The following is a 15,699-nucleotide window of genomic DNA, read 5'->3' on the forward strand; positions in this document are numbered from 1 at the left end:
GCACCTCTACGGTGCGCGCGTCCTCGACCCGGACCGTGGCGCGCTGCGGCGCCGCCTCATGATCGCCGGCCTGGCGATCGCCCTCCCGCTCGACTTCGCGCTCGGACTGTTCGGCGGAGACGCGGGCCTGATCCTCGGCAGGTACGGCACCGCGCCGATCGTCGCGTTGGGACTATTCGCCGCGATCGCGCACCGCTACGCCGACGGTCGTGCACCCGGCGTGCCCGGCCGGGCACTCTCGGGCGTCGGCCGCACCGCGCTCAGTTGCTATGTGCTGCAGAACGTTCTGTGCTCGATCGTCTGCTACGGCTGGGGATTCGGCCTCGCGGCCAGATTGGACGGCACCACCGTGGTTCCGGCGACGCTCGCACTGTTCGGTGCCGTCTCGGCGACGCTGATCGTCGTGTCGCGCCTATGGTTGCGGCGATTCGATCGTGGGCCGCTCGAATGGCTCACACATCGGGGCTACCAGCGGCTCACCCGGGCGGACCGGGAGGACGTCACCGCGCCAGCAGCGTCGTCCATTCCGTGAACTCGAGAGCGTACGGCGGTGCCGGCGTCGTCACGGACGGGCACGGCTGTCGCCGAGTCGCCAGTTCCACCAGCGACTTCGCTGCCCGCAACACGCTGACGTGGTGATGGCGGGAGACGTCGAGCAATTCCTCGAACGCCTCGGCGTCGCCGTATCCGCGGGTGGCGATGAGGATGCCCTTCGCGGTGGCGAGGACCTCGCGCCCGTCCGGGTGGCGGTGCGAAAGCGAATGGGCAGGCGGTGCAGCCTCGAGGACGTCGTTCGACACGGGGATCTCCTGGATTGTGGTACGTCGCTGAATGCTCGGCGCGGTCATACCGCCGCCACCATCAGCGCCGTGGCGAGGACGACGATCAGTCCCCCCGTCACGGCGGCGAGAACTGAACCGGTGATGATGCCTATTCCGGTGGCGCAGACGAGGCAGACGAACGTCGTCAGTGCCACGTCGGCGAGCGCGAACCGTCTCGTGACCTTGGTGTGGCCGTGGAGTGCTTCGCGGATGCGGGTATCGGAGTGCATGAAACCTCCTTGTCGGACGTGCACGGGCGGACTCGGCGCATGCGTCGGCCACGCGGCGATGCGGGAGTTTCGGTCCCGTTCTCTGGAGACCTGAATATGACATCCGCGGCGAAACGTCTCTGGAGTGAGAAATCTCATATACGTGATGTCTGCAGCATTTATAACGGAAAGCTCACGGCCTGTCACCTAGACGAGCGTCCGCATAGAAATCGCGCCCTCACAGTGCCTTGCTGACCGAAGACATGTGGAAGTCCGGCACCCGCAGCGACGGCATCGCGGTCCGCGTGAACCAGTCCTTCCACTCGCGGGGCAGGGTCCGCTCGGTGGCGCCGGCCTGCGTGACCCTCCGCAGTAGGTCGAGGGGGCTCTCGTTGAAGCGGAAATTGTTCACGGCACCCGTGACCTTCCCGTTCTCGACGAGGTAGACGCCGTCCCGCGTCAATCCCGTGAGCAGCAGTGTGGCGGGGTCGACCTCCCGGATGTACCAGAGGGTGGTCAGCAGCAACCCGCGTTCGGTCTCGGCCACCATCTGGTCGAGCGACACCGAACCGCCGGCGTCGAGGATCAGGTTGTCACCGGGCACGGTCGCCTCGGCGCCGAACTCCTCCGCCGCCGACCGCGGGTACGCGAGCGCACCGACGGTGCCGTCACGGATCCAGTCGACCCGGCCCGCGTCCATCCCGTTGTCGAAGACGGACACCGACTCGGACGACGACCCGGCGATCACGAACGGCGCGTACTCCAGGCCGAGCGCGGCCGGATCGGAATAGAGGGTGAGGGGGAGTGCACCGAGCTTCTCCCCGATGCGGGTGCCCCCCGGTGCCGACAGGGCCGAATGTCCCTCTTCCGCGGCCCTGCCCTCCATGGTCCACATGAGGTAGATCATGAGGTCCGCGACCGCGGACGGCGGCAGGATCGTCTCATACCGGCCCGCGGGCAACTCCACCCGGTTACCGGCCCAATCCAGGCGCGTCGACAGGTCCTCGAGCAACTTCACGCCGGCCACATCGGTGAAGTCCTTGGTGCTGGTGCCCACCCAGGCGCTGGCGTCGCCGCGCTTGCCGTTGATCTCGACCGACCCGGTCGGCTGGACGAATCGGCGGCGGATTCCCGTCGACGTGCCCAGCCACGTGGTGTGCAGCTGATGGTGCGCGAAACCGTAGAGCTGATCGGCGCCGTCGAAGCCCATGCTCAGATCCTGGGCGAGTTGTTCGAACGCGCCGATCTCGGTGCGCTGCGCCGAATCCCCCCAGCGCTCGTCGGTGCCGGTTCCGGTGAGCAGGGGCATCGCGTCGGACGCCGGTGTCGCTGCGCGGGCCGAGATTTCGGCCGATCGGACCACTCCGTCGATGTCGGCGACGTCGACGGACGCGGAGGTGACGATCCCGACCCTGGCGTCCTGCCCGGACCGGACGATGGAGATGACCGTCCAACTGCGCGAGGTGGACACGCCGTTGGTGGTCATCGAGTTGCCCGCCCACCGCAGCGACGCCTCGCTGGCATCGGTGACGATCACGATGGTTTCGTCCACGGTGGCCCGGGCGAGGACCTGCTCGACGAGTTGCTGCGGTGCGATCATCGGCCGCCTTCCGTCCGAGTGTTCAGTACGTTGACGCCGCGGAACAGCGCCGACGGGCAGCCGTGGCTGACGGCTGCGACCTGACCGGGCTGTGCCTTGCCGCAGTTGAAGGCGCCTCCGAGCTGCCAGGTGGACCGGCCGCCGACGGCGTCCATCGAACCCCAGAAGTCGGTGGTGGTCGCCTGGTAGGCGACGTCGCGGAGTTGCCCGTCGAGCTTGCCGCCGCGGATGCGATAGAACCGCTGGCCGGTGAACTGGAAGTTGTAGCGCTGCATGTCGATCGACCAGGACTTGTCGCCCACCACGTAGATGCCGTCCTCCACGCCGGAGATCAGGTCCTCGGTGCTGCGGTCGGTGTCGGGATCGGGCTGCAACGACACGTTCGCCATCCGCTGGATCGGGACGTGGTGCGGCGAGTCGGCGTACGAGCAGCCGTTCGACCGCTCCAGCCCGAGCCGGGGCGCGAACGCCCGGTCGAGTTGGTAGCCGACGAGAATCCCGTCGGCGACCAGGTCCCACGACTGCGTCTCGACGCCGTCGTCGTCGTACCCGACCGTGGCGAGGCCGTGCCGCTCGGTCCGGTCGGCGGTCACATGCATGATCGGTGTCCCGTAGCGCAGCGTGCCGAGCTTGTCGGGCGTGGCGAACGACGTGCCGGCGTAGGCGGCCTCGTAGCCGATGGCCCGGTCGTACTCCGTGGCGTGCCCGATGGACTCGTGGATCGTCAACCACAGGTTGGTCGGGTCGATCACCAGATCGGTGGGGCCGGCCACCACGCTGGGGGCCTTCACCTTCTCGGCGAGCAGGTCCGGGATGCGGGCGAGTTCGTCGGTCCAGTTCCACACCCCGTCGCCGGCGACGTATTCCCATCCGCGGCCGGCGGGGGGAGCGAGAGTGCGCATCGTCTCGAACACGCCTGCCGACTGGTCGACGGTGGTCGCTTCGAGTTGCGGATGTAACCGCACCCGCTGCTGCACGATGGAGGACCCGGCGAGGTCGGCGTAGAACGTCTGCTCCTTCACCTGCAGGCATCCCGCGGTGACGTGGTCGACCCCGTCGGAGGCGAGCAGCCAGCGGGAGTATTCGCCCAGCAGCGAGATCTTCTCCGACGCGGGGATGTCGAACGGGTCGACGTCGTAGTCGGACACCCAGCGCACGTCCGAGTGCACCGGCTCGTCCGCGAGTTCGACGTGTTCCCGGTTCAGCCCGCGCAGCGCCCGGGCGACGGCGACGGCCTGTTCCGCGGTGGCGGCGGCGGTCGCGGGGGTCAGCTCGGCATGCGAGGCGAAACCCCACGTGCCGTCGACGACCACCCGGACCGCGAACCCGAGTTCGTCCGTGTCGACCGCCGACTGCACCTCGCCGTCGCGGAGCCGCAGGGACTGGCTGGTCAGTCGGTGTACCCGTAGGTCGGCGTGCGACGCACCCGCGGCGCGGGCGGCGGCGAGCGCGGCGTCCGCCAGCGAACGCAGCGGAAGGGCAAGGAATTCCGGATCAACCTGTCGTGGAGCCGTCACCTGGACCACCGTAGTCGGTCGATCACCCGAATTGCTGCCAACCCAACCGGATCACCATGGCGATCACCACGATCAGCAGGGTGATCCGGACGAAACCGGCACCCTTGCTCAGCGCCATCCGCGAACCGGTGATCGCTCCGATCACGTTGCAGACCGCCATGCTCAAACCGAGCGCCCACAGCACGTGGCCGGTGGCGGCGAAGAACACCAGCGCACCGAGATTCGATCCGAGATTGATCACCTTCGCCATCGCGGCGCTGCGCACGAATTCCGTGCCGAGGAACGTGGCGAAACTGATGATGAGGAACGTCCCGGTGCCCGGACCGAACAGGCCGTCGTAGAAACCGAGGAGCCCGGCGGAGAGCAGGACGACGGCGACGACCTTCCGTCGGGTCGGCGGATCCTTCGCCAGCGTCGTCCCGAGTTGCGGACGGATGGTCACGAACACGGCGACCCCGACGAGCACCGCCATGATGAGTGGGATGAAGACGTCCTTGTCGATGTGCGACACCGTTGCGGCGCCGAGCGCGGACGTCACCGCCGCGAGCACACCGGCGGGAACCAGCAGCCGCCAGTTCATGGGGATGCGGCGCGCAAACGTGACGACGGCGGCGGACGTGCCGGTGAACGCGGTGAGCTTGTTGGTGGCCAGTGCCGCCTGCGGCGTCAGCTGGGGTGCGACGAGAAACAGTGCGGGAATGAGGATCAGCCCGCCGCCGCCGACGACAGCGTCCACCCACCCGGCAGCCGTCGCGGCGGTGAGAAGAAGCGCCCAGTCACCCACATTCATGGTGCCGACTCAACCACACGCGCCGCGAGGTACTTACGCTGAGCACATGAGGAGGTTCAGTCTGTGGCTGCGGGGCAAGCCGACGGTTGCGGACTCGATGTTGGCGGCGATCCTGTTCACCCTCGAGGTGTTCGTGTTCACCGCGTCGGGCGACCGCTCGCCGTGGGTGCAGCTGGTGATGGGTTTCCTGCTGTGCCTGCCGATTGCGTGGCGCCGCAGGTATCCGCGGGTGGCGGCAGGCGCCGTGCTGGTGATGTCGATCACGATCACCTTCATCAGCTATTCCATCGGCGACCTCGACGCCGAGCACCCCGGCCTGCTGGCCCTCGCCGTCGCCCTCTACACGCTCGTCGCCTACGTCGACCGCCGCACCGCCGCGGTCTACGCGGTGGGCCTGGTCGTCGACTCCGTACTGTCGATCTGGTTGCTGGAGCAGGAACTGCTGGCAGCCGGACTGTACTCGGTGCTCGTGTTCGCGCTGTCCTGGATCACCGCGGAATTCCTCGGCGCCCGTCGCGCCTACGACGAAGAGGTCGCGGCTCGCCTCGTCGTCGCGGACTACGACCGGGATCGACGCGCCGAGGACGCGGTGGCCGCCGAGCGGACGCGGATCGCCCGAGAACTGCACGACGTGGTCGCACACGCGGTGAGTGTGATGATCGTGCAGGCCGACGGCGCGTCCTACGCCCTGAAGAGCAATCCCGACATCGCGAAGCAGGCACTGACCAACATCGCGAGCACCGGGCGGGAGGCACTAGCGGAACTGCGGCGCACCGTGTCGCTGCTCCGCACCGAACCGGCGACCGACGACATGCCCCAGCACGGCACGGCCGGTCTCGCCCGGGTGGTCGACATGATGCGCAGCGCCGGCCTGCCCGTGGAACTCGAGCTGACGGGGGAGTTGGACGACATCAGCCCGGCGGTCAGCCTCGGCGTCCACCGGCTGGTTCAGGAATCGCTGACCAACGTCCTCCGGCACGCCGGCGAACGCCCGCGTGCCAAGGTTCGGGTGCGGCGCCGCGAGACGGATGTCCTCGTCGAGATCACCGACAACGGCAACGCGTCCGGACAGTTCTCGCTCGGGTCGGGCAACGGGCTGCTCGGGATGCGGGAGCGGGTCGCCGTGTTGCACGGCACGCTCGAGGCGGGACGGCAGACCGACGGGAGTTGGCGGGTCACCGCGGAACTCCCACTCGAGCTGGAGGACTGAGCGGCCCGGTCACCATCTGCGTACGGCCGTGTTTCAAGACCTAGCAGCGCCTGCGGCCAAAGTTACGCATGGTGCGCCTGCAGTCATGGATACTGCACCGGTGATGCTGACCAAACGGACCTGTTCTTCGGCCATGTCGCTGGTGATGCTCGCTGTCGCGGCCATGCTGGTCGCGACCCCGGGGAGCAGCGCCGCCGCACCACCGGCCTGGCGATACACGATGGTGGCGTTCAGCAACGACAGCGACCGCGACATGGATGTATACGAGTCGGGGGACGGCACGGGGTTCGAACCCCTACGGCTGTCGTCGTTTCGGCCCCCGTCAGGGCTCGTACGTGACCCGAGCATCTTCCGGAACACAGACGGGTTGTATTACGTCACCTACACAACAGGCGGCGGGGCGAATATCGGCTTCGCACGCAGTAGTGACCGCATCAACTGGACTCCCCTGGGGAACTACCCGGTTCCGTTCTGCTGCGCCTTCATGCCAGGCACCGGGGATGGCACCGGTTTCGAGAGCCCGCCGGGCTTCTCGGGGTCGGCCGGGTTCAAGGACGGACCGTCGCTGTCGCCATTCGTCACCAAAGCCTGGGCGCCCGAATGGTTCGTGGACGGCGACCGCGTCAACGTCATCCTATCCCTGTCGACCGGTGGAGGATTCGTGCCGTATCTGATGACGGCGCTGGAACCATCGCTCAGGTTGTGGAGCCCGCCTGTTCCGCTCGCCGGGATCGGCGCGGACCACATCGACACCACGGTGGTGAAGGTGGGATCGACCTATCATGCGTTTACCAAGAACGAGACGAAGAAGGTCGTCGAGCATGCGGTCGCGTCCTCGGTGACTGGACCCTATTCATTCGTCCCGCCTGGAGATTGGGGCTCGCTGGTGGAGGGGCCGGCTGTGGTTCAGTTGCCGAACGGCGCCTGGCGGATCTATCTCGACGCCTATACCGAAGGTAAGTATCTCTATTCCGACAGCACGGACGGGCTGCGCACGTGGTCGCCCGTGCAGGAGCTTCCGGCACTTTCCGGGACGGCGCGCCATGTCGGCGTGATGACGGAGCCGGCATAACGACGACTCGGTGAGGGTCACGGCGTCAGCGAACGGTTGAGTCCGATCAGACGGAGGACGATCGCCGCATTCGGCCGCCACCGGCACTTGATCTCCAAGATTCCGCGACGGTGCGATCTCCGTGTCATCTACCAATCACGGCGTGAGGTCGGGGAGGCGAACAGATGGGCGCGGGATCCGTGCCGTTCGACAATTACTACCCGATCGCCATGGAGTTCAGAAGAAGCGATGGCTCGCGCTCCCACGGAGTGTGGGGTTTAGGCGCCGGCGGCGGGTCAAGCGCTGACGGCGAACGCACCCAGTGTGCTCGGGGCACCGCTCGTCAGCGTGGATCAATCAGCCCGGCAGATCACTGTCTGGCCGGACATACAGATGTTCTTCCCCGGGGACGCCAACGCCGTCGAAGAAGCCGGCCGATGCCTGACCACTTCCTCATCCCGGAAGTCCAGTGTGGTTTGTAGCGAGTTGCGGCTGCGGCCTCGTCGACCCTCGCGAGAGAGGTGTCCAATTTGTCCGTTTATCCCGTAGGCTGTTGTCCACCGCCGATCGAGGACTCCGTATCGGGAGAAGGGACATGGGCCACCGTCACAGACCCGGGCCGCGTCGACTCGGGCGGCCGCGATGAACACCACGGCGGCCAACATCGGGCTCGTACTGCTCTTCGTGCTGGTCGGTGGCGTGTTCGCCGCCACCGAAATCGCCTTGGTCTCGCTGCGTGAGGGCCAGCTCCGCAACCTGGAGCGGCGCGGGGTACGCGGCGCCCGCACCGCCGCCCTGGCCCGGGACCCGAACCGATTCCTTTCGGCGGTGCAGATCGGGGTCACTGTGGCGGGATTTCTGTCTGCCGCCTACGGCGCCTCCACCATCGCACCGGCCCTGGTGCCCGCCCTGGAAACCTGGGGACTGCCGCACGGGGTCGCCGCGACGGTTGCACTGGTTTCCACCACCCTGGTGATCGCGTACCTGTCCCTGATCCTGGGAGAGCTCGTGCCCAAAAGGATTGCGCTGCAACGTGCCACCGAAGTCTCCTTGCTGACCGCTCCGCCCCTGGACCGGTTCGCCACCGTGATGCGTCCGGTGATCTGGCTGCTGTCGGTGTCCACCGACGCGCTGGTGCGGCTGTTCGGTGGGGACCCGAGAGCGAAGAGCGAGGCCATCACCCACGAGGAGCTGCGCGATCTCCTCCTCGGGCACACCGCACTCGCCGACGGTGAACGCCGCATCCTGGCCGAGGTTTTCGACGCCGGGCAACGCTCACTCGTGGAGGTGATGCGGCCGCGCACCGATGTCGATTTCCTACCCGGGGACACCTCACTCGCCATGGCGCGGCAGCTGGCATTGGAGCGCGGTCACTCCCGGTATCCGGTCACCGGCACCTCGTTCGACGACGTCGTCGGATTCGTCCATCTGCGTGATCTGCTCCTCGCCGACGAACACGTGGTGACCACGGTGGCCGACATGAGCAGGCCCGTCCCGCAGCTTCCCACGTCCAAGCCGGCGTTGGCGGCCCTGTCCGAGATGCGTCGCGACAATCTCCAGATCGCGATTGTCGTCGACGAATACGGCGGGACCGCGGGCATCGTCACGCTCGAAGACATCGTCGAGGAGGTGGTCGGGGAGATCGGGGACGAATTCGACGCCCGACACCCCGTGGACGTCCCGTCGCGGCGCCCGCGGAGCGTGGACGGTCTGTTGATCGCCGAGGACTTCGAGCGGGACACCGGGATCGCGGTGCCCGACGGTCCCTACGAGACGGTGGCGGGGTTCGTACTGCACCGGCTCGAACGCCTGCCACAACTCGGCGACACCGTCACCGTCGACGGCGCCGAACTCACCGTCAGTGCTCTTGACGGGCGCCGCATCTCCCGCCTGCGTGTCACCTTCCCCTGGCCGGCCCGGCCAGCACCGGAGGTGGGGACCACGCCGCAGCGACGATGACTGCCCGGGGGCGGCGAGGCGGCTGCGGTGGTGGGGGATGGTGCATGTAACGCCACGTCGTGTGAAGCAGATCACACATATGCGTGGATGCTGGACGGCCCACGCGACCGCCGCGGTGGCGGCCCGATACCCGAGTGACGAAGGCAGAATTCTCATGGCGATACCCTCGACCCCGTCGATTCCCGTGCCCACATCCCGACCGTGGCGGCGGCCCGGTGCGATGAGCACCGCCGAGATCAAGGCTCGGGTCGAGGCCATGTTCGCCGACGATCGCCGGCCGAACACCCCGACCGCTCGCTGACGCGTCGCCGGTCGAGTACGGAACGGGATCGGAGTGGGCGGCGGACGCTCGTCTGCTGCTCGCGGTGATCGAACGGGTCCGGTGGGAGGGCTCGTCGGAGTGTCGGCATTTGATCACCTTCACGTGCCTGGGGCGGGTCGGTTCTCCGGCTGGGGGTGGGTGCGGGACCGGGTGGCGTAGTGGGCGGCGAGGGGGGCGGCGGTGAGTCCGTGGGTCAGGACGGAGAGCGCGATCGTGATCACCGCGGTGGTCAGGAGTAGTTCTTCGTGGGGTAGCTCGCCCGGTTCTTCGACAATGAGGATGGCGAAGACGATGGTGGCGAGGCCGCGGGGCCCGAACCAGCCGAGGAAGGCCACGGTCGGGGCGCGTGGGTGCGTGCCGATCAGGGACAGCGCGACGGGAATCATCCGGACGACGGTCAGGCTCACGACTGCGTACCCGAGCACGGCCGGGGAGATACGGCCGAGGGCGGGACCGAGCAGCACGGCGCCGAAGACGATGAAGGTCACGGCGCTGAACAGGTCACCGGCCTCGTCGATCATGTGCCCGGCGTTGCCGTCGTCGACGTCGGCGCGGCGCCGGAGTGCGCCGAAGGTCAGTCCGCCGACGAACGCGGCGATGAATCCGGAACCGCCCAGCGGCACGGCGGCGGTGTAGGCGAGCAGGGCTGCGGTCACCGGCACGGTGTGCGCCCACAGCGGATCGAGGGGGCGGCGCCGAATGGAGGTCACCAGGACCGCGGCGGCGAGTACCCCTGCCCCGCACCCGGCCGCCATCCCGTATCCGATCTGCTCGGTGACCAGACGCGCGGCCGCACCGCCGCCGATCGTGCCCGCGTCGGCCTGCGCGATCGCGAGCACGATCAGGAACAGCGGCACGCAGATACCGTCGTTGAGCCCACTTTCGACGTTCAAGCCCTGACGAATCCGCATCGGCAGCACCGGGAGGGTGACCACGGCCTGACCGAGTGCGGCGTCGGTGGGTGCAAGAATCACCGCGAGCAGCAACGCCTCGGGCCAGGCGAGATCGCCGAGCACGATCGCGGCGGCACCGAATCCGGCCGCGATAGTCAGCGGCAGACCGATGCCGAGAAGCCGCGCGGGCAAGGAGATCTCGGTGCGGAGTTCGGCCAGGTCGACATGTGCGGCGTCGGAGAACAGCACCAACGCCAAGGTCACCTCGGCGAGCAGTTTGACGATCTCGGCGGTGGCGTGCACATCGACCACGCCGGCCGCCTCGACGCCGAGCAGAAGCCCGCTGATGGTGAAGACGATCGGGGCGGTGATCGGGGTGCCGGCGACACGTCCGGAGACTGCGGCGTAGCCGAGCAGGACCACTGCGATCGCGGGCAGCGCCCACGTCATGAGGGCCACCCCTCACACCCGGTCGACGTCGTGGTGCCGCGAGGTAGTGTCGTCGGCCGCCCGTGCTCCGTTCGTGCTTGTCGCAGTGTTCGTTGTCCAGTGTTCGCTCGGCTGTTCATCTTGCCGGTGGAGAGGGTCGTGGGGCTCGGTTCTTGTCGGGGTGCCAGGTTGCGACGGCCCAGATCACGACGGCGTTGAGGGCGATGATCGTGATCGCCCACATGGGGTAGTAGGGCAACCAGAGGAAGTTGACGACGATCGAGACCGCACACACCACCATGGCGCTCCGTCTCGCCCGGGTGGTGCCGGTGAACAGGGCGATCCCGGCGGCGGTGACGATCGCACCGATAATCAGGTGGGTCCATCCCCATGCGGTGAGGTCGAATTGGTAGGTGTAGTCGATTCCGGTGACGACCACCTCGTCCTTGGCGATTGCGGACAGGCCCTGGAGCACTTCGAGGACGCCGACGGTGACGAGCAGGACCGCCCCACCTCTCGCGGACCCTTGTGCCGCATCGCGTTTGACCAGAGATTCCTCGGACATGACCGTTTCCCTTCCTGGGCAACGTGTGAAGTGTTCCGGCGGAGTTCATAGTCCTCCGGTCAGCCGGCGACGGCGGCACTTCGCGGCACGTGTGGGTCGGGAGACTGGTCGTGGCCGGCACGGGCGACCGGGCGGGGGAGGCGGATCGGTTCACCGTGGAGGACGCGGTGGCCTTCCTGTCGGCGAGACGGTGCACCGAGCGCGAGGGCGGCGTGGGCGAATCCCGCGGACGGGCTGTCCTGCGAGGTCCGTACCACCGGCAGCCGGTTCGGGGACGAACAGTCCGGCCGGTGGTGTCGTCCGCCGGTCAAACACAGGGGGTGGAGTTGCGGTGCCGTATCTCGGGTTGATCGTGCTGATCGTGTGGGTGGGCTGTCTGATCGATGTGATGTGCGCCGAGGAGTCGATTCTTCCGTCTACTCGCTGACCAGGCGCTACGCGAACGTCATTTCCTTCTGCGACCCACCCGCCCGGGATCTGCTGTGGTGTTCGTCACATTCGATGAAAGCGGTGGCGCGCCTGCTTGCGTGCGGCAATGAAGCCGCCTGCACCAGGTTGCGGCGTGTTATCGCGCGGTCCCCCTCTTCCGTGCCGGTCCCGCAAATGTCCAGGACGCCACCGGTTTCCCGGTCCTGCGGGCCCTGCTCGGCGGGGTATTCGGGGCCGGTGATCCTGATGTCGTTATCCATCCGTGATTACTGCTCCAGCCCTCTGACGTCGGCATACTCTGATCAAGATCATGTTTAAGTATCGATTAGATAACGATTGCGCCGTCGAAACCGTTTTGTTACTTTCCTTCTCGACGGGGGTCCGAGGCCGCGCATCTCATGGGCGCGGACCAGCCAACGAAGACGAGGTAAGGCACTGTGGCGAAACACCGCAGGACGGCAAATCGTTCACATTCCATCACCCGCCGCGTGAAGATCGCGACCGTCGCCGCGGCGACGGGTGCCATCCTGATCGGCGGCGCGCAGTTCGGCACCGGGTCCGCGGCCGCCCGCCCGCTCGAGATTCCGCCTGGCCTGCTGCCGGCCGGTGTTCAGCTGCCCGCGATCGAGCTGCCCGACATCCCGGCGGCCCCGCCCGTGCCCGGCACGCCCGGGCAGGTCAACCCGGGCAGCCCCGCTCCGCTCGAGGTCCGCGCCGTGCAGCCGGTGTCCGGGACGCTGTCCTCGGGCTACGGCCCGCGCTGGGGTTCGCACCACGGCGGCATCGATATCGCGGCCCCGATCGGCACCCCGATCCGGTCCGCGGCCGACGGTGAGGTCATCTCCGCAGGCCCGGCCTCCGGTTTCGGGCTGTGGGTGCGAGTGCGCCACGACGATGGCGACGTCAGCGTCTACGGACACATCAACGAGTTCGTCGTCAACGTCGGCCAGCGGGTCGTGGCGGGTCAGCAGATCGCCACCGTCGGCAACCGTGGTCAGTCGACCGGTCCACACCTGCACTTCGAGGTCTCGGACGCGGGCGGCAACCGGCTCGACCCGAGCCAGTGGCTGCGCGACCGCGGCGTCTCGGTGACCTGGGGAGCCGACTAGAACACGCCTCGGCGGTAGTCCGTTCACAACGGCGCCGCCACCACGAAGCGCCGAAATGACTCTGCGGGACAACTGAGTTCGTCCGATGCGGTCCTTGAACTGTGGCAGACCGGGGCTTGGCCCGTGCCGTGAGAGACGGGGTCGATCGCCATCGCAAGGTCCCGGGTGTGGGTGCACTGTGGGCGTACCCGCCGCGGCCGGGACCAATCATGTCCGACACCGAATCGGGGCACGGTGCTGGTGCTACTCGTATGCGGCCGTATCACGCCGAGTGGAGAGCTCGTGGACGGTGGATGGCCCTGCCGGCGCAGGAGAGGGCGTACAGCGTGTCGGCGTCCGTCGAGGCCGGTCCGCCCCCGCCACGGCACAGTGTCATGACGGATGCGCGGGGGCCGAAGGCGCACAATCGGTGAATGGCTTTTCGGTTCGCACAGGAGACGGTCCGTTTTCTCGCGGTCTCCGATCCCGGGAGGCTGCGGCTCCGTGCCGCAACCGCCACGACGATCACCGTCGTGCTCGCGATGGTCGTGCTGCTACCGAGCACCAACGTGATCGGACAGCCACTTACCGTCGCGCTGCTCGGGACGGTCGTCGCGATGCAGTCCTCGGCGGCGGTCAAGGACAGGGATCAGCACAGCAGGGTGATCACGACGCTGCTGCTCGTGTTCCCTGCAATCGCAGCGGTGTCGATGTCCGCGGTGCTGTCGCAGTTCGGGAAGGTCGCCGATGTGGGCTTCATCGCGGTGCTCTTCGCGGCCGTCTGGGTGCGGCGCTACGGCCCGCGAGGGACGGCTCTCGGGATGGTCGCGTTCATCTGCTACTTCTTCGCGCTCTTCCTTCGGGCCGAGCCTGGGCAGATTCCCATCCTCGCCGTGTCCATCGTCGCCGGCGTCGGTATCTCGCTCCTCGTCCGTACAGTGATCCTGCCGGACCGGCCCGGGCTCGAAGTCACACGGTTGGTTCGGGCGCTGCGGGCCGCGTCGATCGACGTGCTGGAGGTGGCGTCGCGCAGGGGTGATCGGAACCTCGATCTCCTCCGCAAGAAACTCGACCGGCTCGGAAGCACCGCGCTGATGATCGACGACTGGCTCGACCGCAACGATGCAGCTCAGCTCCTGAGCGTCACGAACGATGATCTGTCCGCTCGTGTCTTCGACGCGCAAATCGCTACCGAACAACTCGTCAGCGCGCTGTGGACTCTCGACCCGAACACGTCGTGGCCGAATGCGCTGGGGCAGGCAACCACGGCGCTGGGATCGTGCCTGCAGAACAATCCGTCGGACGACCAACTCGGCGCTGCCCGACGCCTCGCCACCGCGGCCGCAGACAGGTCCGATCCGTCGACTCCGAAGGGCATTGCGACCATTGTCGCGATGCGAGCAGTGCAAGCACACATCGCGATCCATCACATCACCAACAATGCCCTGCGAACAGAATCCGAGCCGAGGACGAAACCGGACGAGGCCGAAGAGGCGGACACCGGATGGAATCCGAGCACCAAAGCAGCGATCCAGGTAGCCGTCGCGACCAGCGCTGCAACGATTCTCGGTGAGCTCATCTCGCCCGACCGCTGGTACTGGGCGGTCCTGACGTCCTTCCTCGTTTTCACCGGAGCGTCTACCCGCGGTGAGATTCTCTCGCGCGCAGGCCACCGTGTCGTCGGCACCATCGCGGGAGTTCTTGCAGGAGTATTGCTGTCCGCGTTGGTCGGAAACAACCAGCCATTGCAGCTGCTCCTGCTCGTTGTCTGTGTATTCTTTGCGTTCTACCTCGTCACGGTTGCCTACGCATTGCTCTCCTTCTTCGTCACCGTCATGCTTGCGATGCTGTATGGGTTGCTTGGCACGTTCAGCATCGAGGTACTCGAATTGCGCATCTACGAAACGGTGGCCGGGGGAATCGTCGGAATAGCTGCCGCGTCCTTCATCTTCTCCACCGGAACGAGATCGACGCTGATCTCGAAGATCGACGACTACCTCGATCAGATGACTGCCATCATCGACACCGCTATCGGAGCCGTCGTCCAACCGGGCCGCGAATCTGACCTCGTCGCCGACATCCGGAAGCTGGACAACGCGCTGAAAGACCTTGTCACGGCGGGTAAACCATTGGAAATGGGACCGACGACGCGGACCCGTCGGGGAGCGAAACGGTTGTTGCGGATCATGACGGCCGGCAATCGATCGTCTCATGCACTCGCCCGAGCGGGGGTCAGCGCCTCTCGCAGCGAACCGGACAGCGAGCCGTCGCAGGGGACCGTGACGGCGTTGCGCCAAGCAGCCGACGTCACCAAGGCAACCGTCGCCGACGTCAAACGCGCACTCGCCGGCGAGCACGTCGAGCCTCCAGAGAAACTCACCGAAACCTCGGCACCCGACGTCCTGCTGCAGTCGACCACCACACCCGGGCCGGTTCGCAGTGCCGTCCGCTCGCTCAGCACGCTCAACCGCACGATGGGGGAGGCATTGACGCGTGTCTGATGGCGTCGTGCGCAACCCGTCCGAAGCACACATCATGCCAGTCGAAGGGCGAAGCGGCGACTTGCCGGGGACTCGACGCCCGCGCCGAACGGCTAGATTCCGATCGCGCCGAACACCATGACAGGTCTCGGCGGCTACACGATCGGATCGGCAGGAGTGTCAGTGGGTCGTTGCTGTCGACTCAATCCGGCAGCACGTTGGCGGCCGCCGCTGCGGCGGCGTCTTTTCGGCTGGGCCACATGACACCAACACTCTTCATTCCCTTGGTGACGTCAATTTCGGGATGTTCGAGGACGACGTCGCGGTAGGAAGGAC

The 15,699-nt window shown here is 67.2% G+C and carries 15 protein-coding genes; 7 read left to right on the forward strand and 8 right to left on the reverse strand.

From position 1 onward, the window contains the following. Positions 1–532 (forward strand): DUF418 domain-containing protein (locus ACFTZB_RS30715; protein WP_378437219.1); only part of this gene is annotated, 532 nt, incomplete at its 5' end. On the opposite strand, the gene ACFTZB_RS30720 is transcribed toward ACFTZB_RS30715, so the two are convergent. The 5 genes from ACFTZB_RS30720 to ACFTZB_RS30740 all read right to left on the reverse strand — a co-directional run bounded on the left by ACFTZB_RS30720 (position 501) and on the right by ACFTZB_RS30740 (position 4,937). After that, the gene (locus ACFTZB_RS30720) at positions 501–848 is read right to left on the reverse strand and encodes an ANTAR domain-containing protein (protein ID WP_378437221.1); all 348 of its coding nucleotides are present in this window, start codon (positions 846–848) and stop codon (positions 501–503) included. The genes ACFTZB_RS30715 and ACFTZB_RS30720 overlap by 32 nt on opposite strands. Then, entirely contained in the window at positions 845–1,051 is a 207-nt protein-coding gene (locus ACFTZB_RS30725; RefSeq protein ID WP_378437223.1) for a hypothetical protein, read from the reverse strand. The genes ACFTZB_RS30720 and ACFTZB_RS30725 overlap by 4 nt, the downstream gene beginning before the upstream one ends. Positions 1,052–1,268: 217 nt before the next feature. Then, complete coding sequence (locus ACFTZB_RS30730; RefSeq protein WP_378437225.1) at positions 1,269–2,630, reverse strand: metallopeptidase TldD-related protein; 1,362 nt, start codon at positions 2,628–2,630, stop codon at positions 1,269–1,271. Beyond that, positions 2,627–4,147 (reverse strand): TldD/PmbA family protein, encoded by a 1,521-nt coding sequence (locus ACFTZB_RS30735; RefSeq protein WP_378437227.1) that lies wholly within the window; start codon positions 4,145–4,147, stop codon positions 2,627–2,629. The genes ACFTZB_RS30730 and ACFTZB_RS30735 overlap by 4 nt, the downstream gene beginning before the upstream one ends. 22 nt (positions 4,148–4,169) lie before the next feature. After that, complete coding sequence (locus tag ACFTZB_RS30740; protein ID WP_378437229.1) at positions 4,170–4,937, reverse strand: TSUP family transporter; 768 nt, start codon at positions 4,935–4,937, stop codon at positions 4,170–4,172. A gap of 46 nt (positions 4,938–4,983) precedes the next feature. On the opposite strand from ACFTZB_RS30740, the gene ACFTZB_RS30745 reads away from it, so the two are divergent. From ACFTZB_RS30745 to ACFTZB_RS30760, 4 genes are all read left to right on the forward strand, one after another. Further along, on the forward strand, positions 4,984–6,147 hold the full coding sequence (locus ACFTZB_RS30745; protein ID WP_378437231.1) for a sensor histidine kinase: 1,164 nt from the start codon (positions 4,984–4,986) through the stop codon (positions 6,145–6,147). A gap of 85 nt (positions 6,148–6,232) precedes the next feature. Then, complete coding sequence (locus ACFTZB_RS30750; protein WP_378437233.1) at positions 6,233–7,219, forward strand: arabinofuranosidase; 987 nt, start codon at positions 6,233–6,235, stop codon at positions 7,217–7,219. A gap of 621 nt (positions 7,220–7,840) precedes the next feature. Continuing rightward, a complete protein-coding gene (locus ACFTZB_RS30755) occupies positions 7,841–9,157 on the forward strand; it encodes a hemolysin family protein (protein ID WP_378437235.1) in 1,317 nt (438 codons plus the stop codon). Between the two features lie 154 nt (positions 9,158–9,311). Next, positions 9,312–9,458, forward strand: a complete 147-nt coding sequence (locus ACFTZB_RS30760) for a hypothetical protein (RefSeq protein WP_378437237.1) — start codon at positions 9,312–9,314, stop codon at positions 9,456–9,458. A 119-nt stretch (positions 9,459–9,577) separates the two neighbouring features. On the opposite strand, the gene ACFTZB_RS30765 is transcribed toward ACFTZB_RS30760, so the two are convergent. The 3 genes from ACFTZB_RS30765 to ACFTZB_RS30775 form a co-directional block, all read right to left on the reverse strand. After that, positions 9,578–10,822 (reverse strand): cation:proton antiporter, encoded by a 1,245-nt coding sequence (locus ACFTZB_RS30765; RefSeq protein WP_378437239.1) that lies wholly within the window; start codon positions 10,820–10,822, stop codon positions 9,578–9,580. 115 nt (positions 10,823–10,937) lie between these two features. Then, positions 10,938–11,366: a hypothetical protein gene (locus ACFTZB_RS30770; RefSeq protein ID WP_378437241.1), complete on the reverse strand. Its 429-nt coding sequence runs from the start codon at positions 11,364–11,366 to the stop codon at positions 10,938–10,940. Between the two features lie 434 nt (positions 11,367–11,800). After that, positions 11,801–12,055 carry a hypothetical protein gene (locus tag ACFTZB_RS30775; RefSeq protein WP_378437243.1) on the reverse strand — a complete coding sequence of 85 codons (255 nt, stop codon included), beginning with the start codon at positions 12,053–12,055 and terminating at the stop codon, positions 11,801–11,803. A 177-nt stretch (positions 12,056–12,232) separates the two neighbouring features. Between ACFTZB_RS30775 and ACFTZB_RS30780 the strand changes: the two genes are divergently transcribed. Together ACFTZB_RS30780 and ACFTZB_RS30785 are read left to right on the forward strand one after the other, a co-directional pair. Then, a complete protein-coding gene (locus ACFTZB_RS30780) occupies positions 12,233–12,904 on the forward strand; it encodes a M23 family metallopeptidase (protein WP_378437246.1) in 672 nt (223 codons plus the stop codon). Positions 12,905–13,317: 413 nt separating this feature from the next. Beyond that, complete coding sequence (locus tag ACFTZB_RS30785) at positions 13,318–15,384, forward strand: FUSC family protein (protein ID WP_378437248.1); 2,067 nt, start codon at positions 13,318–13,320, stop codon at positions 15,382–15,384. The last annotated feature ends 315 nt before the right edge of the window (positions 15,385–15,699 follow it).

Source organism: Rhodococcus sp. NPDC057014, from assembly GCF_042673295.1.
Taxonomy (GTDB): domain Bacteria; phylum Actinomycetota; class Actinomycetes; order Mycobacteriales; family Mycobacteriaceae; genus Rhodococcus_F.